The following is a 19,097-nucleotide window of genomic DNA, read 5'->3' as shown; positions in this document are numbered from 1 at the left end:
TCGAAACCTGTCAACCTACAATCAAAAATAAATGATTAATTTCTAGCGAGTAAGGTCATTTTGAATCAGTAAGGCCCAAAAAGATAACTTTTACATGCTATTACATAGAGAGGCATAGAGGTTTAATGAATTTTACAAATTTGAACTTTTTAGAGATCACAAAAAAGTATGTATTTTTCACGCAAACGTTCACCCAACAAAAAAGACATTAGTTTTTAGACATCAAAACCAAAAATACCCACAAAACAACCAAAACAACAACAAAAGTAAGCACCAAAAGACTTTCTGTTAGAATCATTTCATTTACAAATAATTCTATAGATATAAAAAAGCCGGCTACCGCCGGCGAATAATTATGTATTTAGAGTTCATTCAATCCCAAAACATCTGTCATGGTATAAAAGCCTGCTGGTTTGGCACTCAACCAAACAGCGGCCTTGACGGCGCCATTAGCAAACGTCATACGATCGGTCGCTTTGTGCGTTATCTCCACTCGTTCCCCGATATCAGCAAACATGGCTGTGTGCTCACCGACAATATCGCCAGCGCGAATTGTAGCAAAGCCGATCTCATCTTTAGTACGTTCACCTGTGATACCTTCTCGCGCATAGACAGCTACATCATTCAGCTTGTTGCCCATCGCACCAGCAATGGCTTCGCCCATCCCGATAGCGGTACCAGAAGGAGCATCAACTTTATGACGATGATGTGCTTCGACAATCTCAACATCACAGTAGTCGCCCATCACTTTGGCTGCTTTCTCAAGAAGCTTAAATACTAGGTTCACACCAACAGAGTAGTTAGGAGCCATGACAACAGGCACTTGCTTAGCGGCTTCGTCAATCAGTTCACGCTCTGCATCACTGAAACCAGTCGTCCCAATCACAATACTCTTTCCATGCTTCTTACACAGTTCAAGATTCGCCAACGTACTTACTGGGGCAGTAAAATCGATGATTACATCAAAATTATCGACGTCTTTAGCAAGATCATCCGTTAAGAACACATCGAATTTGCCTTCACCACAAAGTTCACCGATATCGACACCGACAAGTGAGGACTCAGGTCGTTCTGATCCCGCGCTCACTGTCGCCTCTGGGTTAAGGTGTGAAGCTTTAACCAAATTACGGCCCATTCGGCCTGCTGCTCCTGCGATTGCAATACGAACCATTGCGCTTTCTCTCCTTCTCTGGATAACGAGGTTTGCTCTCGTTCTCTCGTTTCGCTTAATCTGTTTAAACTAACAACATACCGTGGTTACCACAAGCAAGTTCATCAGGCTTAAGCGAACTCTTTTACGACACGCTCCAAGATAGGCACGTTCGCTTCAGGAAAGGCATAGTTACCCAATTCTCTTATCTCAACCCAGCGACCTTCTTGACCTTCTCGGCCGTAAGGCTCATTACTGAACTTAGATACCGTAATAAAATCAAACTTAAGTGATTTGTCTGGATAGTCATATTCCAAATGCTCGAAAAGGGCTTGCTCAGTAACTTCAATTCCTACCTCTTCTTCAAGTTCTCTTGCTAGAGCATGTTCAATACTTTCTCCTGACTCGACTTTCCCGCCGGGAAACTCCCAAAACCCGCCTTTATGCTTGTCGTCTGGACGCTTTGTAATAAAAATTTTTGATTTGTCTTGGTTAAAAATAATAGCCGCGACTATGTGAATTCTTTTCATAGGGGTTCCTAACTCTCAAGCTGTTACACTTCAACGGTCTTTGAATCTCTAAAACTATCCGATGCTATCAAAACTTATGAAATTCGACAGCCACAGAATTTGCTTAAAAAAAGAGCCGCCTAGGCGACTCTTTAAAAAATTATCTGACTAATACGTTAGTCGATCTTGCCGTGGCACTGTTTATACTTCTTACCACTACCACAAGGGCAAGGCTCATTGCGACCTACTTTACGTTCATCACGTACCATTGGCTGACTTGAACCTTCTTCAGATTCTTCACCTTCAGAAAGAGGGTTTTGTGCTGCTGCGTGTTGCGCTTGAGCACGACGAGCGGCCTCTTCAGCTTGCGCACGACGTTGCTCTTCCATACGTTCAACTTCTTCTTGTTGCTGGACTCGAACGCGAGATAGAACAGTAATCACATCAGTTTTCAGCGCTTCTAGTAGACCTTCAAACAGTTCAAACGATTCACGCTTGTATTCCTGTTTCGGGTTCTTCTGCGCATAGCCGCGTAAGTGAATACCCTGACGCAAGTGATCCATTGCTGCCAAGTGCTCTTTCCAAAGCGTATCCAGAGTTTGAAGCATAACCGATTTCTCGAAGTTACGAAGCACTTGCGCACCCACCACTTCCTCTTTCTCTTTATACACTTCAACGGCTAGATTGATGATCTTCTCGCGTAGCGCCTCTTCGTAAAGCTTATCGTCTTCTTCAAGCCATTGCTTCACTGGCGCATCAAGATCGAAGTCTGCTTTCAAGCGCTCTTGCAGACCTTCAACGTCCCACATATCTTCTAGTGATTGTGGCGGGATGTACTCATCAATAACCGCTGTTAGCACATCTTCACGGTTTTGCTCGATCATACCGCTGATGTCTTCAACGTTCATCAATTCGTCGCGCAGCTCGTAGACAACCTTACGCTGATCGTTCGCCACATCATCGTATTCTAGTAGCTGCTTACGGATATCAAAGTTACGACCTTCCACTTTACGCTGTGCTTTTTCAATTGAGCGAGAAAGCATTTTCGATTCAATTGCTTCACCTTCTTCCATACCACTTTGGATAAGGCTCGCCATACGATCAGAAGTGAAAATACGTAACAAAGAGTCTTCCATAGATAGGTAGAAGCGAGATGAACCCGCATCTCCTTGACGACCAGAACGACCACGTAGCTGGTTATCAATACGGCGAGATTCGTGGCGCTCAGTACCAATGATGTGTAGACCACCAGCATCTAGTACTTGATCATGTACCACTTTCCACTCTGCTTTAATCGCATCGATTTGTTCTTGAGTTGGGTTCTCCAAAGCTTCCACTTTTGATTGCCAACTACCGCCAAGCACAATGTCCGTACCACGACCGGCCATGTTGGTCGCGATAGTTACCGCACCAGGCATACCCGCTTCAGCAACAATTTCCGCTTCCTTTTCATGGAATTTCGCATTCAATACGTTGTGTTTGATCTTCGCTTTCTTTAATGCGTTAGAAAGAAGTTCTGATTTTTCAATCGATACTGTACCAACCAATGTTGGCTGACCTTTCGCAACGCGCTCTTTGATATCTTCAATGATTGCAGCAAACTTCTCAGCTTCGGTACGGTACACCACATCCGGCATATCGTTACGAATCATTGGTTTGTTGGTTGGGATAACCACCGTTTCCAAGCCATAAATAGATTGGAACTCAAACGCTTCAGTATCCGCAGTACCTGTCATACCAGACAGTTTTTCGTATAAGCGGAAGTAGTTCTGGAAGGTAATCGAAGCCAAAGTTTGGTTTTCGTTTTGAATCTTAACGCCTTCTTTCGCTTCTACTGCTTGGTGAAGACCTTCAGACCAACGACGACCTGGCATTGTACGACCAGTATGTTCATCAACAATTACTACTTCACCTTCGTCAGTAACGATGTAATCAACGTTGCGCTCAAACAACACATGAGCACGCAAAGCGGCATTCACGTGATGTAACATGCTGATGTTAGTCGGAGAGTAAAGTGTGTCACCCTCTTCCATAAGACCATTTTTCACCAACAGTTCTTCAACGTACTCTTGGCCCGTTTCTGTGAGGTATACTTGCTTTGATTTCTCATCAACAGTGTAGTGACCATCACCACGATATTCTTCAGAGTCTTCTTTGTCTTGCTTTTTAAGATGCGGGATCAAAAGGTTGATTCGGGTGTATAGCTCAGAGCTATCTTCAGCAGGACCAGAAATGATTAAAGGGGTACGAGCTTCATCAATTAGGATTGAGTCCACCTCATCGACAACTGCAAAGAAGCGTTCACGTTGTACGCGATCTTCGCTACGGAAAGCCATATTGTCACGAAGGTAGTCAAAACCAAATTCATTGTTCGTTCCGTACAAGATGTCAGCTTGGTACGCTTCTTTTTTCTCTTGAGGAGGCATGTTTGGCACGTTTACGCCAACAGTCATACCTAAAAATTCAAATAGAGGGCGGTTTGTCTCTGCATCACGTTTAGCTAGATAATCGTTCACTGTTACAATGTGAACGCCTTTACCAGCCAGGGCATTTAGGTAAGCAGGAAGCGTTGCCGTCAGCGTTTTACCTTCACCCGTACGCATTTCAGCGATTTGACCCGCATTTAGAACCATACCGCCGATAAGCTGGACGTCGAAGTGGCGCATACCGTAGACACGCTTAGATGCTTCACGAACCGTAGCAAAAGCTTCTGGAAGTAGTTTATCAAGAGTTTCACCTTTCTCTAGGCGCTCACGGAATTCAACCGTCTTTGCTTTTAACTCTTCATCACTTAGAGCCTCGAATGTTGGCTCATAGTTATTAATTTCTTTTACAATTTTTCTAAGGCGGCGCAGTGTTCGGTCGTTGCGACTGCCAATCACTTTTGTCAGTAGCTTAGTTATCATTTTTCGTGAATCTCTCTTTATTCAGACCGTTCCCGATCTACTCATAATGCCTTCAGTCTCTGCCAGTTTGGAACTAAGAATACTGAGATAAATCATTTATCAAAGATATTGAGTTCAAACATCCATATTTCAAGGCTAAGTTTTGAAACAATGTGGCTTAGTGTAAGGATTTTTAATCGATACAACCATAAATAGACGTATTTGTTTGAAGCACTCTGAAGTTTTTACTTAAAGTGGTGACTGATTAGCCGATATTGCATACCGCAATATGTGTAATCCATCCAGAGCAAACTTTGCTTTTTACCTTGCTACATTGTAAAACTGAAGCTAAAGACGTTAATGTAAACTATACCTTGATAGAAAGCTGCTCTAGAATAGCTATATCTCAACAAAATTAGATTTTACCTATGCGTGATCACCGTCCAACCTCGACTGAAGATGTTATTGCTGAGTCACAGTTCAAGCAGATTCAAGAACATGCTGGAGAAATCTTACAGCTTAACCAAGCTTTGCAAGAGGTCTTACCCATGGGGACGGCCGATCATTGCCGAGTAGCGAATGTTCGTAACGGCCATCTATTGATCGATGTCTCTAGTGCCGCAATCAAAATGAAGATCGATTACGATCGCCTCATGATCCTAAATAAACTTCGTACTCAAGGCTTTGCCAAGCTGATGAGCGTTGAAGTGAGGATCAATCCTTCACTATATAGAAACCGCTTTCAACAAGACGACAGACCTAAGCGTCCACCACTAACAGAATCTGCAGCAAAGTCATTAATGACGATTGCCGACATGGCGCCACCTAAAATTCAAGAGCGTTTAAAACGATTAGCCGATATGGCAGAAAAGGAAGATCGTAAGTGAACGTTATTTCAATATGCTGAAAGCTTGAATGTTATTGATAAGTCGAAGATTAAAGCCAAATAGCAAAAAACCAGGCATAAGCCTGGTTTTTTATTAATTCTAATGCCAAGTATTTACGCAAGCACCATATTTGGTTCTGCGAATGCTACTGGTGAGCCGACTTCTTCTTCGAATGTAGTCCACTCCCACGCTTCCTGATCTGCAAGAACAGCACGTAACAGTTGGTTATTTAAACCGTGGCCAGATTTAAAGGCACGGAATTCACCAATGATTGGGTGACCACACATGTAAAGGTCACCAATCGCATCCAACACTTTGTGAGTCACAAACTCATTTTCAAAGCGTAGACCTTCTTCATTAAGAATACGGTAATCATCCAAAACGATAGCATTGTCAAAACTACCACCCAAAACTAGGTTTTGAGATTGTAGATATTCGATATCACGCATAAAGCCAAACGTACGTGCTCGAGAAATCTCACGAACAAAGCCTTTTGACGAGAAATCAAACAGCAAACGTTGCTCGTCTGATTCAATCGCTGGGTGATTAAACTCAATTTCGAAGTCCATACGGAAGCCGTTAAATGGTACAAATTCTGCCCATTTATCACCATCTTCAAAACGAACTGGCTTTTTGATACGGATGAAGCGTTTTGGCGCATTTTGCGTTTCGATACCTGCTTGTTGTAGCAAGTATACAAATGGGCTTGCACTACCATCCATGATCGGAATTTCAGGTGCGTCTACTTCGACAACAATGTTATCGATGCCCATACCAGCAAGTGCCGCATTCAAGTGCTCAACAGTTGAAATACGCACACCTTCATCGTTTACCAATGCAGTACAAAGCATGGTGTCACGAACCGAAGCTGGATCAGCTGGAAAATCTACAGGTGGATTTACATCTGTACGACGGTAAATGATACCTGTATTTGCAGCAGCCGGGCGCAGAGTAAGTGTGACTTTACGACCAGAGTGGAGACCCACACCAGTTGTTTTCACTATTTCTTTCAGAGTACGTTGTCTGATCATCTGCTTGCCTCTCAAAAATTTGCTACAAAACACGGCCGTCTGTAACGTCGACCGTGAATGCTACCATAATTTTGAGCCATGTCAAATTTATGGGTTAAAGATTAATCAGCCTGACGACGCAAAAATGCCGGTATATCTAAATAACCACTTTCCTTTTCTTGCTTTGGAGCCGCAGAACTTTGGCTCGACGAAGCTGGAGAAGAAGGAGCAGTGTTTGTCGGCTGAGGAGTTACCTGTGGCTTCTCTTGCACTTGATTATTTTGCAAGGTCTGTGCCGGTTTTTCTTCAGCTTGCGTTGCCGCTGCTTGTTGCTGTGGTTGAGCTTGCGGCGTCGGTGCCACTTTAGCTTTACCACCCGCAACTAGCGTGATATCTGGCTTTTTCTCATTACCAATACCTGTCGCTACAACTGTTACGCGGATTTCGTCAGTCATATCAGGGTCTAGAGAAGTACCGATAACAACAGTCGCATTGTCAGAAGCGAATGCCTTCACTGTATTACCAACCGTCTCAAACTCGTCAAGACGCATATCCAGACCAGCAGTAATATTGACAAGAACACCACGAGCGCCCGCTAGATCGATGTCTTCGAGAAGTGGGCTAGAAATTGCCATTTCAGCCGCTTCTTCAGCACGGTCTTCACCTTTGGCGATGCCGCTACCCATCATTGCGTGACCCATTTCAGACATTACAGTTCTTACGTCCGCAAAGTCGACGTTGATCATGCCAGGGCGAGTAATTAGCTCAGCAATACCTTGAACGGCATTCTTAAGAACATCGTTAGCGCTTGCAAAAGCTTCTAGTAGTGTTACACCACGACCAAGTACTTTAAGTAGCTTTTCGTTTGGAATCGTGATCAAAGAGTCAACATGCTTAGACAGCTCATCGATACCTTGCTCAGCAAATGCCAAACGCTTTTTACCTTCAAAACTAAACGGTTTAGTTACTACCGCTACTGTTAGAATGCCAAGCTCTTTAGCCACTTCAGCAATAACAGGCGCTGCACCAGTACCGGTACCGCCACCCATACCAGCTGCGATAAACACCATATCGGCGCCAGTCAGGGAATCTTTAATTCGATCTCTGTCTTCGAGAGCTGCGTCACGGCCAACCTGTGGATTAGCACCTGCACCCAGACCTTTAGTGATATCACCACCGATCTGAATAACATTGCCAACGCTTGTCTTACGAAGTGCTTGCGCATCAGTGTTGACGCTGATGAATTCCACACCTTCGATGGATTCACGCACCATGTGTTCAACGGCGTTACCACCGCCGCCACCAACCCCAACGACCTTGATTACTGCATCGTCAGACATTTCCATCATCGGTTCAAACATGTGTTGTCTCCGTTTATCCTGCAACTCAGGTTAAAACTCTTTTTGTATCCAGTTACGCAATTTATCGAAAAAGCCAGTTACAGATGAGCGTTTAGGTTCATTATAATCGCTATCGTCGCTAGACTGCATGTCTCTTGCGTAATGAAGTAATCCAACTGCCGTAGAATGGTACGGCTCTTTTACATAGTCAGTTAATCCGCTGACTTCGAGCGGTTTGCCGACCCTTACTTGATTGCGGAATACGCGTTCCGCACATTCTACCACTCCGTCCATTTGCGCAGCACCGCCAGTGAGTACAACTCCCGCAGCCAGATGGTGCTTGATACCCTCTTCGCGCAATTTTGCTTGTACAGAGTCGATAGTTTGGTTAACCAGTCCCATAAGCTCAGAGTAGCGTGGCTCAATCACTTCTGACAACGTTTGACGTTGCAGGCTACGTGATGGTCGTCCACCTACGCTTGGTACATTAACCGTGTCATCCTTACTGACCAGTTCACTCAAAGCACAGCCATATTTGACTTTTATTTCTTCAGCATCGCTCACTGGCGTGCCAAAAGCAAAAGCAATATCACTGGTTACAGCATTTCCTGCGTACGAAAATACTTCTGTGTGACGTAACGCACCGCCAGTCCAGATGGCCACATCCATCGTGCCGGCGCCAATATCAACCACACAAACTCCAAGCTCTCTTTCATCCTCGGTGATTACTGCATTGCTAGCAGCAAGCCCAGAAAATACGAGTTGTTCTACTTTAAGGCCGCAGCGTTCTACCGCCTTAATAATGTTGCGTGCCATGTCATTATGGCATGAGATAAGGTGGACACTCACTTCCATTCTTACCCCAGATAAACCAAGTGGATTTTTGATTCCCTCTTGGTAATCAATGGTGAACTCTTGCGGGATCACATGAAGAATTCGCTGTTCATCACCGATTTTAATCGATTTTGCGGTATGGATAGCGCGATCCATGTCTTCTTGAGACACCTCTTCATCAGAAATCGTGCCCATACCTTTTTCAATTCGGCTTGCGATATGCTTACCAGACAACGAAATGAAGACTCGGCTGATCTGGCACTCTGCCATTAATTCAGCTTGATCAATTGCACGTTGTACTGATTTTACAACCGACTCCAAATCATTCACGCCACCTTTATCCATGCCGCGTGAGGGGCTACTACCTGCGCCAATAATATTAATTTGACCGTCTGGTAAAACCTCACCCACTAGAGCCGATACGGTTGCAGTGCCTATATCAAGACCAACAATAATGTTGTCATCAGCGGCCTTAGTCATCTGTACTCTCTTCTAACTCTTGTTCAGGAAACCAACCAACTGCGGCTCCTGTATCGTACCTAAGATCGATATAACTGATTCTTTGCGTGTCACTGCCAAGCTTGTTATAGAGCTTAAAAAAGCGCTCTATACGCTCAAGAAGAGACTCTTTACCGAGCTCTAATCGAATACCGTTATCAAGGATGATTTGCCAAGCTCGTCGCTCGTTTAATACCAGAGACGATATCGCTAAACCCAATTGCTGAAACTTAGGACTCAAATCACGGTAAGTCTGTAAGACTTCCGGTCCGCTATCTTTGGGTCCGTACAGCTTCACTTTTTCTTCTTGCAACAGAGCAACATCTCCATCAAAAACGAACCCGTTTTTATCTAACAGTTCGTTGCCATTCCAAATGGCTTCTGGTTGATGCTCCGTCAAAAAAACTTTTACTGTATCCGGCCACTGCTTTCGGATTGCGGCATGCGCTACCCATGGCAGAGCTTCGACACTTTGCTGTAATACATCAATATCCTGAGACATAAATGTACCGATGTGATCAATTCGACTAAATGCAGCCTGCACATCGTCAGCTTGGACATACTCCAGTTTCCCCTGAAGTACTATTTTGGAGAGAGGTAACCTTTGGTCATCCCACATCCAACTGATCGCCGCGTACAAAACAGAACTAATTAAAGTCACAACCACAACGAAAAATAACGCACCCAAGATTTTTTCTTGGCGACCACGGTTGTTACCCGTGTTTGGTCGCTCGTCATTCAGTGCAATATTCAACAACGTCTTCGTTTCCTGACTTTTGTCGTGTACTTTTTACCCATATAATTACGCAGAGGTAAAAGTCTTGACTTTAACCTTGGGATTATACTGAGCTCTTGTAAACTATCAAACACTGATAGCAATAAATCACAATGATATTGACGCAAAATCGAGATCTGAGTCTTTATCTGTCCTTCGCGTCAACAATATGTGTCAGCCAAGCATCTTGTTTATATTCAATTTAAGACCTGCCAGCTGTTTCGCCACTTTACCAATATCACCCGCACCTTGCGTTAAGATTAGGTCGCCGTCTTGTATAACGTTAGCTAAAACTGAAGGTAATTGCTCGATTTCTGGAACAAAAATCGGATCTACCTTGCCTCGGCTGCGAATTGTGCGACATAAAGCGCGCCCATCAGCCCCTGCAATCGGCTTTTCACCCGCTGCGTAAACATCCAGCATGATCAATACATCTACCTGTTCAAGCACATTCGCGAAATCATCGTATAAATCACGAGTACGGCTATAACGGTGCGGTTGGAAAATCATCACCAAACGCTTGTCTTGCCAACCACTGCGTGCTGCATTAATGGTTACATCCACTTCTGTGGGATGATGGCCGTAATCATCAACAAGCATTGCATGGCCGTTGCCAGTATCAAACTCGCCAAGGTGATCAAAACGTCTTCCCGTACCTTGCGTACCAGCCATTGCCTTTAGGATCGCATCGTCTTCAATGTCATCTTCAGTAGCAACCGCAATCGCAGCAGACGCATTCAATGCATTGTGACGACCTGGAATATTCAGCGTGATATCTAAGTTAGCTCGCCCTTTACGTACTACCGTAAATTTGCCTTGCTGCCCCTCTTGACGATAATCTTCAATACGTACGTCGGCATCTTCAGAAAAACCGTAAGTTATCACTTGACGACTAATACGTGGGATTAACTCTCGAACCACAGGATCGTCAATGCAAACAATTGCTTGGCCGTAAAACGGTAGATTATGAAGGAAGTCGATGAAGGTTTGCTTTAAGGTTTCAAAGTCACCACCATAGGTATCCATATGATCGGCTTCGATATTGGTAACAATGCTCACCATTGGTTGCAAGTGCAGGAATGACGCGTCACTTTCATCTGCCTCTGCAATTAGAATACGACTCGAGCCTAGACGCGCATTTGTACCTGCGCTTTTCACCAAACCGCCATTCACAAACGTTGGATCAAGACCGGCTTCAGAATAGATTTGAGTAACAAGAGCGGTCGTCGTGGTTTTACCGTGTGTACCCGCAACGGCAATACCGTGACGGAATCGCATCAATTCAGCCAACATCTCTGCGCGGCGTACAATAGGGATGCGTAATTCACGTGCCGCCATCACTTCTGGGTTTTCTTCGTTGATCGCCGTTGACACAACAACCACACTGGCTTTTTCTACATTACTGGCTTGATGACCGATAAATACCGTCGCACCTTTTGATACCAAACGCTCTGTCACAGCGTTCTCTGATAGATCAGAACCTGTGATTTGGTAGCCTTCGTTCAACAGCACTTCTGCAATGCCGCTCATGCCCGCACCACCAATACCGATGAAGTGGATGGATTTCACGCGGCGCATCTCTGGCACCATTGCGCGAATCTGAGCTAAGTCTTGTGTATGTTGGATTGTCATCAATTCTATTCTCAATAATTCGGTTAACGCTTTTCGGTCAAAGCGACAATGGCTTGTGCGACAACTCGGTCAGCATTCAATTTTGCAGCGCCACGCGCTTGCTCAGCCATTGTAAGTAAAGCTTGGCGATCCAATTGTTGGATCTGCTGAGTCAGAGACTCAACGGTTAAATCTGGTTGTTCAATCATTTTCGCCGCGCCGCAATCCACCAAGTGGTCTGCATTAAGTGCTTGCTGGCGGTCTTTGTGCATGAATGGAACAAAAATAGCGCCTACACCTGCCGCCGAGACTTCAGATACGGTTAACGCTCCAGAGCGACAAACTAAAAGGTCAGCCCATGCGTAAGCTTCTGCAACGTCATCAATGAATTCCATTACTTCTGCATTTACCACACCATTAGCTTGGTATGCTGCATTCACTTCTTCGGCGGCACCTTTACCCGCTTGATGACGAATACAGTAATCTTCGCCCAATTTCGACATCACTTCTGGCAGAGTTTGGTTAAGAATACGTGCGCCTTGGCTGCCACCCATCACCAAAATGCGAATTGGACCTTGGCGCTCTTGCATGCGCTCAGTTGGCGCTGCTAATTGAGTCACGTCTTCACGAACTGGGTTCCCAACCACTTCGGCATTTGGAAAAGCGCCTGGGAAAGCCTGAAAAACCTTCTTAGCGATTTTCGATAACCATTGGTTCGTTAAACCTGCTACTGCATTTTGTTCATGCAGAACAACAGGAATGCCACTCATCCAAGCGGCAATACCACCCGGGCCGCTAACATAACCGCCCATACCAAGCACTGCGTCTGGCTGCCAGCGTTTCATGTGAGCACGAGCCTGCATAATGGCATTGATAATTTGAAATGGTGCTGCAAGAAGACGTTTAACGCCTTGACCTCGTAACCCTTTCACTTTGATAAAGTCGATTTCAATGCCATGTTTTGGCACCAAATCCGCTTCCATTCGATCCGCCGTACCTAGCCAACGGATCTCCCAACCTTGTTCTTGAAGCTGTTTTGCTACCGCCAAACCTGGGAATACGTGACCGCCAGTACCACCAGCCATCACCATCAAACGTTTATTTTGTTTCATTAGCTTGTTGTTCTGATTGTTGTTGCTCGCGTTTCAAGCGGCATTCGTAATCGATACGCAGTAGTATGGACACTGCGACGGACATAATTATTAGACTAGAACCACCATAACTGATGAGTGGAAGTGTTAAACCTTTAGTTGGAACAATACCGGCGGCAGCTCCAACATTAACCAAGGTTTGAAACGCAAACCAAATACCAATTCCGAAAGCCAGATAACCTCCGAACATTTCGCCTTCTTCAAATGCACGCTTGCCGATGTAAACCGCTTTTAGCACCAAGCTAAAAATCAGCATTAAGACCAGCACTACGCCCACGAAACCAAGCTCTTCAGCAAGTACGGCAAACACAAAGTCGGTATGCGCTTCCGGTAGATATTCCAGTTTTTGAATTGAATTACCGAGACCTTGTCCGAACCATTCACCACGACCAAACGCCATCAAAGACTGAGTCAACTGATAGCCACTACCAAACGGGTCTTCCCACGGGTCAAGGAAGGAGGTTACACGTCGCATACGGTATGGCTCGACGAGAATCAAACCAACGACAGCACCGATACCTGCCACCATCAAGGCGAGAAACTGGGTTAGTTTTGCACCTGCGATAAAAAGCATGCCAAACAGCGTGACCAGCATCACGACCACCGTCCCCAAGTCTGGCTGACCAAGTAGTAATACTGCGAAGAAGGCAAACACCATGATTGGCTTCATAAAGCCACCAAAGAACGTTTGTCGTACTTCGTCTTGCTTTCGAACTAAGTAACCAGACATGAAGATAAACAGCGATAGCTTCGCGACCTCCGCTGGCTGAAGGTTAAACAGCCCGAGGGGAATCCAACGAGACGCACCATTAACCGACTTACCCGCCAAAAGCACGATGATCAACAGTGCGAAAGAAGCCCAAAGTAAGTAATGGCTCTTCTTAAACCACTCTTGCAAAGGCACTTGCAAAATAACAGCGGAGGTCCCTAACGCCAGCACGAGAAACGTCGCATGACGAAACATAAAGTGGAACGGCTGTTCCGTTAATCGAGAGCTGATTGGAAATGATGCAGAGGTTACCATGACCAAACCAGTCAACATCAAACCCAGTGCAATCCACACTAACTGACGATCAAACATCGCCTCTGGGGCTGGATGCTTGAGCCAATTGCCAATACTGCGTTTAACGTTACCTAAACCCACGAAGTGTGTAACCTTTAATTATGCATATTTCTGAGCAAGAGCAGCGAAAGCATCACCTCTTGCCATAAAGTTGTCGAATTGATCAAAGCTAGCACATGCAGGAGACAGCATCACCATATCACCTGGTTTTAACTGCGAAGATACTTGTTGAATCACATCTTCCATAGTGTCGAAACGTATTGCAGATTCATGCAGTGGCATAAATTCATCGCCATCAGCGCCAAAGCAACACAGTTGCAAGTTAAGCGTCGCGAAGATCGGTTTTAATGGCGAGAAGTCAGCACCTTTGCCAACACCACCAACGAGTAAGTAGAGCTTGCCTGTCGATTCCAAACCAGATAGCGCAGCCATAGTGCTGGCAATATTAGTTGCTTTAGAGTCATTCACCCATTTGACGCCTTGATTATCCGCAACCACCTGGCATCGGTGTGTCAGTCCTGTGTAATTTTTAAGTGCATTCAATGCTTTGTGATAGTTTACGTCCGCAGCTTTTAATAGCGCTAAAGCAACCAGAGCGTTAGATAAGTTGTGCTTACCAACCAACTTAAGCTCATCACTTGCGACAACTCGTTGACCGTGATCGAGCAGCCAAGTACGGTTGCCATCCACCTCGAGACCAAAGTCCTGATTGTCGCTGCCAAATGTCACCAATGGCATCTCTGCGTCTGGGAAGGTTTCTTGATCATCACGGTTCACGACTGCAAGAGCAGCATGGTTAAAAATACGCAACTTAGCTTGTCGATAGTCAGACATGCCTTGATAACGATCCATATGATCTTCAGAAAGATTCAGAAACGCAGCGGCTTTGAGCTTTAAGCTTGACGTCGTTTCTAACTGGAAGCTCGAGAGTTCGAGTACATATAGGTCTGCGTCTTGTTCTAACAAATCCAGTGCAGGCACACCGATGTTACCACCAACGCCAACATCCAAACCTGCAGCCTCAGCCATCACACCTGTGAGGTCGGTTACTGTGCTCTTACCGTTTGAGCCCGTAATCGCAATCACCGGTTTCTGCACCGCCCAAGCGAATAACTCGATATCACCTACTACGGCCGTACCTTTCGCTAATACGGCTTGGATCTCTGGTGTCGCTAGCGCAATACCAGGGTTGGTCACGATAAGATCCGCGTCAGAAAGCCAGTCTGTATTCCAACCACCACTATGCAGTTGAACATCTTCCGGCAAGCGCTCTGCACCCGGAGGGTTTACGCGAGTATCAATGACTTTGACCACAAGCTGTGGCTGATTTTTTCTTAGGTGTTTAACGACAGAGAGCCCGGTAATACCGAGCCCTACGACGACAACACTATGTATGTTTTGCCAACGTTCCATATTTGATCACACTGTAAATCTTGTTCTTGGAAAGTGCGATTAACGCACTTTCAATGTCGCAAGACCAATCAGAACAAGAACCATAGAAATAATCCAGAAGCGCACGATTACGCGAGGTTCTGGCCAACCTTTCAATTCGTAGTGGTGGTGAATCGGTGCCATACGAAAAATGCGCTGACCACGCAGTTTGTATGAACCCACCTGTAGAATTACCGACAGCGTTTCCATCACAAACACACCGCCCATGATCACCAACACCAACTCTTGACGAACGAGAACAGCAATAGTGCCTAACGCGCCGCCAAGCGCTAGTGAGCCGACATCACCCATGAACACTTGTGCTGGATACGTGTTAAACCACAAGAAACCAAGGCCTGCACCGACGATTGCTGTACATACGACAACCAACTCAGAAGCATGTGGTAAGTATGGTATATGAAGGTATTCAGAGAAGTTAACGTTACCGGTCGCCCATGCAATAACCGCGAAGCCTGCTGCAACAAGAACCGTTGGCATGATTGCCAAACCGTCTAGACCATCAGTCAGGTTAACCGCGTTACTTGTACCTACAATGACAAAGTAAGTCAGAATGATATACATCAAACCAAGCTGCGGCATGATGTCTTTAAAGAATGGCACCACTAGCTGAGTTGCTGCTGTGTCTTTACCGTAAGCATATAATGCGAAAGCGACGACAAACGCGATCAACGACTGCCAGAAGTACTTCCAACGCGCAATCAAGCCATCGGTATTTTTACGTACCACTTTACGATAATCATCAACAAATCCGACCGCACCGTAGCCAAGTAAGACCGTAAGTACCGCCCATACGTAAGGGTTGGATAAGTCTGTCCATAGCAAAATCGTGATTGAGATGGCCGCTAAGATCATGATACCGCCCATTGTTGGGGTACCACGCTTACTAAAGTGAGATTCAGGACCTTCGTTACGCACTACCTGACCAATTTGCAGCATTTGCAAACGCTTGATCATGATTGGTCCCATCCATAATGAAAGACCTAGAGCGGTTAATACGCTTAGGATTGCTCGAAAAGACAAGTATTCAAACAATCGGAAAAAAGACAGGTATGGCTGTAGCAGCTCGGCAAGCCAAATAATCATTAATAATACTCCTTCAAAGCAGCAGCGACTTCAAACATACGTGCACCGTTCGCTCCTTTCACCAATATCGTATGGTTTTCAGGAACGGCTTGGTCTAGATGCTGCTTGATGTATTCAATCATCTCTTGGTGCGTCTCAAAATGAATGCCTTGGCAAAGATCACTGATCACCTTGGCGTCTGCACCATATGTGAGAACATGTTCAAATTTTTGTGGGGCAGCATGTTCCCCGACTTGACGATGAAGTGCAAGACTTTCCTCGCCCAATTCCGCCATATTACCTAAAATCAGCCAGCGTTGACCTGGGAAAGCGGCCAATAAATCAACTGCCGCTTTCATGGCTGGCACGCTCGCGTTGTAGCTGTCGTCAATCAATTTTATCTTTTCGCTCAGCGCTTCAACCTCGACGCGACCTTTCACTTTGTTCAAATGTTTAAGGCCAGCACGAACCTCTTCTAATGTGGCGCCCATTTGTAACGCAATAATAGAAGCAGCGATCGCATTCGCAACGTTGTGTTGACCTATAATACCCAGAGACAGTTCAATTTCTTGTGAGCTTGCTGCGATATGTAAGTCAAAGCTTGCTTCACCTGCGGCGTTCAATACGATGTTAGAAGCGAAGAAGTCTGCATCAGTATTACTTTGTGAAAAAGTAATGACTTTCTTATCTGCTAACACTTCATCCCACTTGGCTTCACCATTGCTGTCTAGGTTAACAATCGCAATACCACCAGCTGAAAGGCCTTGGTAGATTTCACCTTTGGCTTGTTTCACGCCATCGATAGAACCAAAGCCTTCAAGGTGAGCGGCTGCTACATTGTTCACTAACGCGATATCTGGTTTTACTAACTGAGTCGTGTAAGCAATTTCACCTATATGGTTAGCACCAAGCTCAATCACGGCATAATCATCATCCTGCTGTGAGCGTAATAATGTCAACGGAACACCAATATCATTATTGAAGTTACCCGCCGTGAATAGCACTTTGCCTTTCAATTGCAGGATACTCGCAACCATTTCTTTTACGGTCGTTTTACCGCAACTTCCGGTGATGGCAACGGTAGGTGTTTGGCATGCTTGATGCACCCAAGAAGCAAATTCACCCAATGCAAGTTTGGTATCCGACACCACAATTTGCGGCACATTCACATCTAAGCGTTTTTCCACGAGTAAAGCACCGGCACCTGCATCTACCGCTTGTTGGCAAAAGTTGTGCGCATCAAAGCGCTCCCCTATTAACGCCACAAATAGAGCCCCACGCTCAATCGCTCGTGTATCAGTAGAAACCGCGTCGATAAGTAGATCGTCGCCGAATCGCTCGCCACGTGTGATGTCTGCAATTTGAGATAACGTTACTTTGATCATGAGGTCAATCCTAAAAGTTGCATTGCGGACTCGCGGTCGGAGTAATGAATCGTTTCGCCATTACGAATCTGATAATCTTCATGGCCCTTTCCAGCTAACAAGATAATGTCGTTTGGCGAAGCATTTTCAATGGCATAAAACAGTGCTTTGAAGCGGTCATGCTGAACAATCGCTTCAGCAGGTTTTGACAGCCCAGCTAACATGTCTTTCACAATCTGAACCGGGTCTTCGCTGCGTGGGTTATCGTCAGTCAACACCACTCTGTCGCCTAGACGCTCTGCAATTTCCGCCATCATTGGGCGCTTACCTGCATCGCGATCGCCACCGCAGCCAAAAATAGCCCACAGCTGGCCTTCACAATGAACTCGTAAAGCTTGCAGCGCTTTTTCTAAAGCATCAGGAGTATGGGCATAATCAACCACGACTTTGGCACGATCCTCAGTTTGGAATAACTCCATTCGGCCGAGTACAGGTTGCAGTTGACCTGCGGTTTCGAGTAACGCTTGTTTCTCTTTACCTAAGCTTAATAAGGTCGCAAAAGCGAGCATTAAGTTGGTTGCATTAAACTCACCAATCAATGGCGCGTGCAATTCACCTGAGCCAAATTTACCATCGAACTTAATAGTAATCCCTGACTCCGCGTAACTGACTTCCGTCGCCCAAATTGCGCTTTCAAATTCAGTATTCGGTTTGAGCGAAACAGCGACCGCATTACTTAACTGCGACGCCCATTGATGACCTACTTCATCATCAACATTGATAATGGCACGTTCACATTGGTGTTGCGTGAACAACCCAAGCTTTGCATTGGCATACTCTTCCATCGTGCCATGGTAATCAAGATGGTCACGACTTAAGTTAGTAAACACGCCCGCCGCAAATGATAATGCTTTGACACGACCTTGCGTCAGGCCATGGGAAGATACTTCTAGCGCGGTGTATGTGGCTTGTTGATTTGCGAGAGAGGAGAGCGTTTTCTGAATTTCAACGGCATTCCCCGTTGTATTCGCAGCTTGTTGCAAGTTATTGAGGAAGCCATTTCCTGTTGTTCCCATTACCGCCGCTTTATGGTCAAGCAGTTCTAGCCATTGCGCTATTAACTGGGTAATGGTGGTTTTGCCGTTGGTGCCGGTGACACCAATCAAATCCATATCAGGGTAAGCATAAAGCTTTCCAGCAATTGCGGATAAACGTTGGTCCAACCTATCAATGTAAATGACGGGAACATCATCAATGATTTCCACCGTACCATGTGTTTTGACATCGCAGGCTTGCGCCAGGGCTGCATTTGCACCTTGCTCAATTGCAGAGGCAATGAATTTACGCCCATCCACAACATGGCCAATCACTGCTACAAACGTGGTTCCAGGTTGAACTCTTCGGCTGTCGAGCTCCAATTCAGAAACAAGAACGGACGATAAGCTAGGGCAATCCACCCAAGGGGAAAGCAGCACGTCCATACTGATGGCTTTAGTCATATTTGTT

General features: G+C 45.4%; 15 protein-coding genes. 1 reads left to right on the top strand and 14 read right to left on the bottom strand.

What is annotated here, in order from left to right:
• Nucleotides 1–361: 361 nt before the first annotated feature.
• The 3 genes from dapB to secA all read right to left on the bottom strand — a co-directional run bounded on the left by dapB (nt 362) and on the right by secA (nt 4,565).
• Nucleotides 362–1,171: a 4-hydroxy-tetrahydrodipicolinate reductase gene (dapB, locus tag KJB35_RS12145; RefSeq protein WP_005381860.1), complete on the bottom strand. Its 810-nt coding sequence runs from the start codon at nt 1,169–1,171 to the stop codon at nt 362–364.
• Between the two features lie 110 nt (nt 1,172–1,281).
• The gene (mutT, locus tag KJB35_RS12140; protein WP_005387387.1) at nt 1,282–1,680 is read right to left on the bottom strand and encodes an 8-oxo-dGTP diphosphatase MutT; all 399 of its coding nucleotides are present in this window, start codon (nt 1,678–1,680) and stop codon (nt 1,282–1,284) included.
• 155 nt (nt 1,681–1,835) lie between these two features.
• Entirely contained in the window at nt 1,836–4,565 is a 2,730-nt protein-coding gene (secA, locus tag KJB35_RS12135; RefSeq protein ID WP_005387389.1) for a preprotein translocase subunit SecA, read from the bottom strand.
• Nucleotides 4,566–4,972: 407 nt separating this feature from the next.
• Between secA and KJB35_RS12130 the strand changes: the two genes are divergently transcribed.
• A complete protein-coding gene (locus KJB35_RS12130; RefSeq protein ID WP_005381869.1) occupies nt 4,973–5,431 on the top strand; it encodes a DUF721 domain-containing protein in 459 nt (152 codons plus the stop codon).
• A 113-nt stretch (nt 5,432–5,544) separates the two neighbouring features.
• Here KJB35_RS12130 and lpxC read toward each other — a convergent pair whose 3' ends face one another.
• The 11 genes from lpxC to murE all read right to left on the bottom strand — a co-directional run bounded on the left by lpxC (nt 5,545) and on the right by murE (nt 19,090).
• Nucleotides 5,545–6,462 (bottom strand): UDP-3-O-acyl-N-acetylglucosamine deacetylase, encoded by a 918-nt coding sequence (lpxC, locus tag KJB35_RS12125; RefSeq protein WP_005381871.1) that lies wholly within the window; start codon nt 6,460–6,462, stop codon nt 5,545–5,547.
• Nucleotides 6,463–6,563: 101 nt separating this feature from the next.
• On the bottom strand, nt 6,564–7,802 hold the full coding sequence (gene ftsZ / locus KJB35_RS12120) for a cell division protein FtsZ (protein ID WP_017633617.1): 1,239 nt from the start codon (nt 7,800–7,802) through the stop codon (nt 6,564–6,566).
• Nucleotides 7,803–7,832: 30 nt separating this feature from the next.
• Nucleotides 7,833–9,095, bottom strand: a complete 1,263-nt coding sequence (ftsA, locus tag KJB35_RS12115; RefSeq protein ID WP_005372946.1) for a cell division protein FtsA — start codon at nt 9,093–9,095, stop codon at nt 7,833–7,835.
• Nucleotides 9,088–9,870 (bottom strand): cell division protein FtsQ/DivIB, encoded by a 783-nt coding sequence (locus KJB35_RS12110; RefSeq protein WP_005387393.1) that lies wholly within the window; start codon nt 9,868–9,870, stop codon nt 9,088–9,090. Before KJB35_RS12110 ends, ftsA begins: the two co-directional genes overlap by 8 nt.
• 192 nt (nt 9,871–10,062) lie before the next feature.
• Nucleotides 10,063–11,520: a UDP-N-acetylmuramate--L-alanine ligase gene (gene murC / locus KJB35_RS12105; RefSeq protein ID WP_005387395.1), complete on the bottom strand. Its 1,458-nt coding sequence runs from the start codon at nt 11,518–11,520 to the stop codon at nt 10,063–10,065.
• 23 nt (nt 11,521–11,543) lie between these two features.
• The gene (murG, locus tag KJB35_RS12100) at nt 11,544–12,611 is read right to left on the bottom strand and encodes an undecaprenyldiphospho-muramoylpentapeptide beta-N-acetylglucosaminyltransferase (protein ID WP_158159555.1); all 1,068 of its coding nucleotides are present in this window, start codon (nt 12,609–12,611) and stop codon (nt 11,544–11,546) included.
• Nucleotides 12,598–13,794 (bottom strand): cell division protein FtsW, encoded by a 1,197-nt coding sequence (gene ftsW / locus KJB35_RS12095; protein ID WP_005372933.1) that lies wholly within the window; start codon nt 13,792–13,794, stop codon nt 12,598–12,600. Before ftsW ends, murG begins: the two co-directional genes overlap by 14 nt.
• 18 nt (nt 13,795–13,812) lie before the next feature.
• A complete protein-coding gene (murD, locus tag KJB35_RS12090) occupies nt 13,813–15,126 on the bottom strand; it encodes a UDP-N-acetylmuramoyl-L-alanine--D-glutamate ligase (protein WP_213917035.1) in 1,314 nt (437 codons plus the stop codon).
• A gap of 39 nt (nt 15,127–15,165) precedes the next feature.
• On the bottom strand, nt 15,166–16,248 hold the full coding sequence (gene mraY, locus KJB35_RS12085; RefSeq protein ID WP_005372931.1) for a phospho-N-acetylmuramoyl-pentapeptide-transferase: 1,083 nt from the start codon (nt 16,246–16,248) through the stop codon (nt 15,166–15,168).
• Complete coding sequence (gene murF / locus KJB35_RS12080; protein ID WP_213908104.1) at nt 16,248–17,612, bottom strand: UDP-N-acetylmuramoyl-tripeptide--D-alanyl-D-alanine ligase; 1,365 nt, start codon at nt 17,610–17,612, stop codon at nt 16,248–16,250. Before murF ends, mraY begins: the two co-directional genes overlap by 1 nt.
• Complete coding sequence (gene murE / locus KJB35_RS12075; RefSeq protein WP_213908105.1) at nt 17,609–19,090, bottom strand: UDP-N-acetylmuramoyl-L-alanyl-D-glutamate--2,6-diaminopimelate ligase; 1,482 nt, start codon at nt 19,088–19,090, stop codon at nt 17,609–17,611. The genes murF and murE overlap by 4 nt, the downstream gene beginning before the upstream one ends.
• Nucleotides 19,091–19,097: the final 7 nt, after the last annotated feature.

This window comes from Vibrio sp. D431a (assembly GCF_030248655.1).
GTDB classification, from domain to species: domain Bacteria; phylum Pseudomonadota; class Gammaproteobacteria; order Enterobacterales; family Vibrionaceae; genus Vibrio; species Vibrio alginolyticus.
Note: the sequence above shows the minus strand (reverse complement) of the source record. Positions and strands in the feature narration are given on the sequence as shown.

Excerpts from the sequence above, each read along its gene's own strand:
- dapB (WP_005381860.1), bottom strand. The coding sequence starts at position 1,171 with ATGGTTCGTATTGCAATCGCAGGAGCAGCAGGCCGAATGGGCCGTAAT.
- mutT (WP_005387387.1), bottom strand. The coding sequence starts at position 1,680 with ATGAAAAGAATTCACATAGTCGCGGCTATTATTTTTAACCAAGACAAA.
- secA (WP_005387389.1), bottom strand. The coding sequence starts at position 4,565 with ATGATAACTAAGCTACTGACAAAAGTGATTGGCAGTCGCAACGACCGA.
- KJB35_RS12130 (WP_005381869.1), top strand. The coding sequence starts at position 4,973 with ATGCGTGATCACCGTCCAACCTCGACTGAAGATGTTATTGCTGAGTCA.
- lpxC (WP_005381871.1), bottom strand. The coding sequence starts at position 6,462 with ATGATCAGACAACGTACTCTGAAAGAAATAGTGAAAACAACTGGTGTG.
- ftsZ (WP_017633617.1), bottom strand. The coding sequence starts at position 7,802 with ATGTTTGAACCGATGATGGAAATGTCTGACGATGCAGTAATCAAGGTC.
- ftsA (WP_005372946.1), bottom strand. The coding sequence starts at position 9,095 with ATGACTAAGGCCGCTGATGACAACATTATTGTTGGTCTTGATATAGGC.
- murC (WP_005387395.1), bottom strand. The coding sequence starts at position 11,520 with ATGACAATCCAACATACACAAGACTTAGCTCAGATTCGCGCAATGGTG.
- murG (WP_158159555.1), bottom strand. The coding sequence starts at position 12,611 with ATGAAACAAAATAAACGTTTGATGGTGATGGCTGGTGGTACTGGCGGT.
- murD (WP_213917035.1), bottom strand. The coding sequence starts at position 15,126 with ATGGAACGTTGGCAAAACATACATAGTGTTGTCGTCGTAGGGCTCGGT.
- mraY (WP_005372931.1), bottom strand. The coding sequence starts at position 16,248 with ATGATTATTTGGCTTGCCGAGCTGCTACAGCCATACCTGTCTTTTTTC.
- murF (WP_213908104.1), bottom strand. The coding sequence starts at position 17,612 with ATGATCAAAGTAACGTTATCTCAAATTGCAGACATCACACGTGGCGAG.
- murE (WP_213908105.1), bottom strand. The coding sequence starts at position 19,090 with ATGACTAAAGCCATCAGTATGGACGTGCTGCTTTCCCCTTGGGTGGAT.